This is a genomic window from Bradyrhizobium sp., from assembly GCF_019242285.1.
Lineage (GTDB): Bacteria > Pseudomonadota > Alphaproteobacteria > Rhizobiales > Xanthobacteraceae > Bradyrhizobium.
Map to the genome: position 1 here is coordinate 1 of NZ_JAFAVV010000797.1, position 3954 is coordinate 3954.

4 protein-coding genes are annotated in these 3954 nt (G+C 67.2%); all 4 read left to right on the plus strand.

Annotated features, from left to right (window positions below; genetic code table 11):
* On the plus strand, window positions 1–425 hold a 425-nt coding region (locus JOY90_RS32635), incomplete at its 5' end, for a dihydrodipicolinate synthase family protein (protein ID WP_291695211.1).
* 57 nt (window positions 426–482) lie between these two features.
* The gene (locus JOY90_RS32640) at window positions 483–2813 is read left to right on the plus strand and encodes a xanthine dehydrogenase family protein molybdopterin-binding subunit (protein WP_291695212.1); all 2331 of its coding nucleotides are present in this window, start codon (window positions 483–485) and stop codon (window positions 2811–2813) included.
* A gap of 173 nt (window positions 2814–2986) precedes the next feature.
* Window positions 2987–3595 carry a LemA family protein gene (locus tag JOY90_RS32645; protein ID WP_291695213.1) on the plus strand — a complete coding sequence of 203 codons (609 nt, stop codon included), beginning with the start codon at window positions 2987–2989 and terminating at the stop codon, window positions 3593–3595.
* Between the two features lie 11 nt (window positions 3596–3606).
* Window positions 3607–3954 (plus strand): TPM domain-containing protein (locus tag JOY90_RS32650; RefSeq protein WP_291695214.1); only part of this gene is annotated, 348 nt, incomplete at its 3' end.

Below are 3954 nucleotides of genomic sequence, written 5' to 3' on the forward strand. Positions count from 1 at the left end.
CGCGGCTGGCCATGCATCCGCGCATCAACTATATCAAGGACGCCTCGACCAATACCGGCCGGCTGCTCTCGATGATGAATCGCTGCGGCGATGCGATCAAGGTGTTCTCCGCCTCCGCCCACATCCCTGCCGCGGTGATGCTGATCGGCGGCGTCGGCTGGATGGCCGGTCCCGCCTGCATCATCCCGCGCCAGAGCGTCGAGCTCTACAATCTTTGCCAGGCGTCCTGCTGGGACGATGCGATGAAATTGCAGCGCAAGCTCTGGCGCATCAACGAGGCGTTCGCGCGCTTCAACCTTGCCGCCTGCATCAAGGCCGGATTGGCGATCCAGGGCTACGACGTCGGCGATCCCGTGCCGCCGCAGGCGCCGCTCTCCGCCGAGGCGCGCGAGGTGGTCGCCGCGGTGCTCAGGGACGTCGCGTGAGTGGCGTATCGCCACCGTGACGCCGGCCAACTCTCGAACTATCCAAAGGACCCCTTGATGAACATTCTCCCCGGCAATCTGCGTTTCGGTGCAGGCCAATCGGTCAAGCGGCTGGAGGACCAGCGGCTGCTCACCGGGAAGGGGCAGTTCATCGACGACAAGCCGGAGGACGGCGCGCTGTGGCTCCACGTGCTGCGCTCGCCGCATGCGCATGCGAAGATCGTCTCGATCGATACGGCCGCCGCGCGCGAGATTCCCGGCGTGGAAGCGGTGTACACCGGCGCCGACCTGGTCGCCGACAACATCGGCACCATCCCGACCCTGGCGATCTTCAAGCGGCCGGACGGCTCGCCGATGACGGTGCCGCCGCGTCGCCTGCTCGCGCACGAATTCGTGCGCTTCGCCGGTGAGCCGGTCGCTGCCGTCGTCGCGACCTCGCGGGCGATCGCGCAGGACGCGGCCGAGGCGATCGCGGTCGACTATGCCGTGCTGCCGTCGGCGGTCGATCCGCTCGAAGCGACCAAGCCGCATGCGCCGGTGGTCTGGCATGAGGCACGCGACAACATCGTCGCGGCCATGAGCTACGGCGATGCCGCCAAGGTCGAGGAGGCTTTCGCGAGTGCCGCGCATAAAGTGTCGCTCGATCTGGTCAGCCAGCGCCTCGTGCCATCCGCGATGGAGCCGCGCTCGACCATCGCCGAGATCGAGAAGGAGACCGGCCGCCTCCTTCTCCATGTGCAGTCGCAGACCCCGGGCTCGACCCGCGACGTGCTGGCGGAGGCGATCCTGAAGCGGCCGAAGGAATCCGTGCGCGTCCTGGTCGGCGACATCGGCGGCGGCTTCGGCCAGAAGACCAATGTCTATCCGGAGGACGGCCTCGTCGCCTACGCTGCAACCAAGCTGAACCGCAAGATCCGCTGGCGCGGCGACCGCACCGACGAGTTCGTCGGCGGCACCCATGGCCGCGATCTCACTTCCACCGCCGAATTCGCGCTCGACGCCAAGGGCCGGGTGCTGGCCTATCGCGTGCGCTCGATCGGCGGCACCGGCGCCTACATGTCGGGCGCCGCCAACATCATCCCGCTGGTGCTCGGCCCGTTCGTGCAGACCGGGGTCTACGACCTGCCGCTGGTGCATTTCGAGATCAAGACGGTGATGACCCACACCGCGCCGGTCGGTGCCTATCGCGGCGCCGGCCGGCCCGAGGCGGTGTTCATCGTCGAGCGGCTGTTCGACGCCGCCGCGCGGCAGCTCGGCATGGACCCGCGCGCAATCCGCAAGGTGAACTACGTCAAGCCGGCGCAGCTTCCCTACACCAATGCCGCGGGCCAGGTGTACGATTCCGGCGCCTTCGCCCACATGCTGGAGCGCGCCTCCGAGCTCGCCGACTGGGACGGTTTTGCCGCGCGCAAACGCGAGGCGAGGAAGCGCGGCATGCTCTATGGCCGCGGCCTCACTTCCTATATCGAATGGACCGGCGGCCGGGCGCATACCGAGAAGGTCTCGCTGCATGCGACGGCGCAGGGCCGCGTGATCCTGCATTCCGGCACCATGGCGATGGGGCAGGGGTTGGCGACCACCTACACCCAGATGATCTCGGACGCGCTCGGCGTTGCCCTGGAGCGAATCGACGTCGTGCAGGGCGACACCGACCTCGCCGTCGGCTTCGGCAGCGTCGGCTCGCGCTCGCTGTTCGTCGGCGGCACCGCGGTCGCGGTGTCCTCGAACGACCTGATCGACAAGGCGCGCGAGAAGGCCTCGCACCTCCTGGAGGCCTCGGCGCAGGACATCGAATACCGCGACGGCTTCCTCACCGTGGTCGGCACCGACCGCCGCATCAGCCTGTTCGAGATCGCCGAGAAGGAGGCGGGCGCCAGACTGTCGGTCGACAGCGAGGGCGAGGTCGATGGCCCGAGCTGGCCGAACGGCACGCACATCTGCGAGGTCGAGATCGATCCCGACACCGGCATCACGCGCGTGGTGCGCTACACCACGGTCGACGACGTCGGCCGCGCCGTCAATCCGATGCTGGTCACCGGACAGGTGCATGGCGGCGTCGCGCAGGGCATCGGCCAGGCGCTCTACGAGTTCGTCGCCTATGATGCCGGCGGGCAGCTCCTCACCGCGAGCTTCCAGGATTATTGCGTGCCGCGCGCCGACGACATTCCGACGATCTCGGTGACGCTCGACGACTCCGCGCCCTGCCGCACCAACCCGCTCGGCGCCAAGGGCTGCGGCGAGTCGGGCGCGATCGGAGGGCCGCCCTGCATCGCCAACGGCGTGATGGACGCGCTCTCCGAGCTCGGCATCAGCGGGCTGAACACCCCGCTGACCCCGCAGAAGGTGTGGCGCGCGATCCTCGACGCCAGGGCAGCAAGCCGCGGTTGAACCCCCTCGGCCGTTCGCCCGATACGGCGCCGACACGTTCTGTGCGATATTGCATCGGCGGCCGGCTTTCGTTGTTGTATGGCGGCCGCGCTCTGCTAGAGCACGAGGCCGGAACAGGCTGCCTCGTCTCCGGTTGATGCAGCCGGACCGGCTTTCCGTCAACGGAGATTTCGATGCGAAAGATTTTCATGGTGCTGGCGGCGCTCGCCACGCTCAGCCTCACCAATTGCGGCTACAACGCGATCCAGACCAACGACGAACAGGTCAAGGCGAACTGGTCCGAGGTGGTCAATCAGTACCAGCGCCGCGCCGACCTGGTTCCGAACCTGGTCAACTCGGTCAAGGGTTTCGCCCAGCAGGAGAAGGACGTGCTGCTCGGCGTCACCAATGCGCGCGCCAAGGTCGGCAGCATCCAGGCGACGCCCGAGGTGCTGAACGACCCCGCCGCGTTCCAGAAGTTCCAGCAGGCGCAAGGCGAGCTGACCAGCGCGCTGTCGCGGCTGCTGGTCGTCACCGAGAACTATCCGCAGCTCAAGTCGGATGCGCTGTTTCACGACCTGATGTCCCAGCTCGAAGGCACCGAGAACCGCATCACGGTGGCGCGCAACCGCTACATCAAGTCGGTGCAGGACTACAACGTCACCATCCGCTCGTTCCCGAGCAACCTGACGGCGATGGCCTTCGGCTACAAGGAGAAGCCGAACTTCACCGTCGACAACGAGAAGGAAATTTCCACCGCGCCGAAGGTGGATTTCAATCCAGCGCCCGCGCCGGCGAAGTAGATTGAGGGATGATGCGCGTGAGCAAGGTCGGCGCCTTCCTCCTCACATTCCTCCTCTGCTTCGCCACCGCCGCCTTCGCCGACGTCGCGGTGCCGCCGCTCACTGGCCGCGTGGTCGATCTCACCGGCACGCTCACGAGCGACCAGGTCGCGTCGCAGTCGGAGCGGCTGAAGGATCTCGAAACGCGCAAGGGCGCCCAGGTCGCGGTGCTGATCGTGCCGACCACGGAGCCGGAGACCATCGAGCAATATTCCCTTCGCGTGGCGGAAGCCTGGAAGATCGGGCGCCGGAAGATCGACGATGGCGCGCTGCTCGTCGTCGCCAAGAACGACCGCAAGCTGCGCATCGAGGTCGGCTAC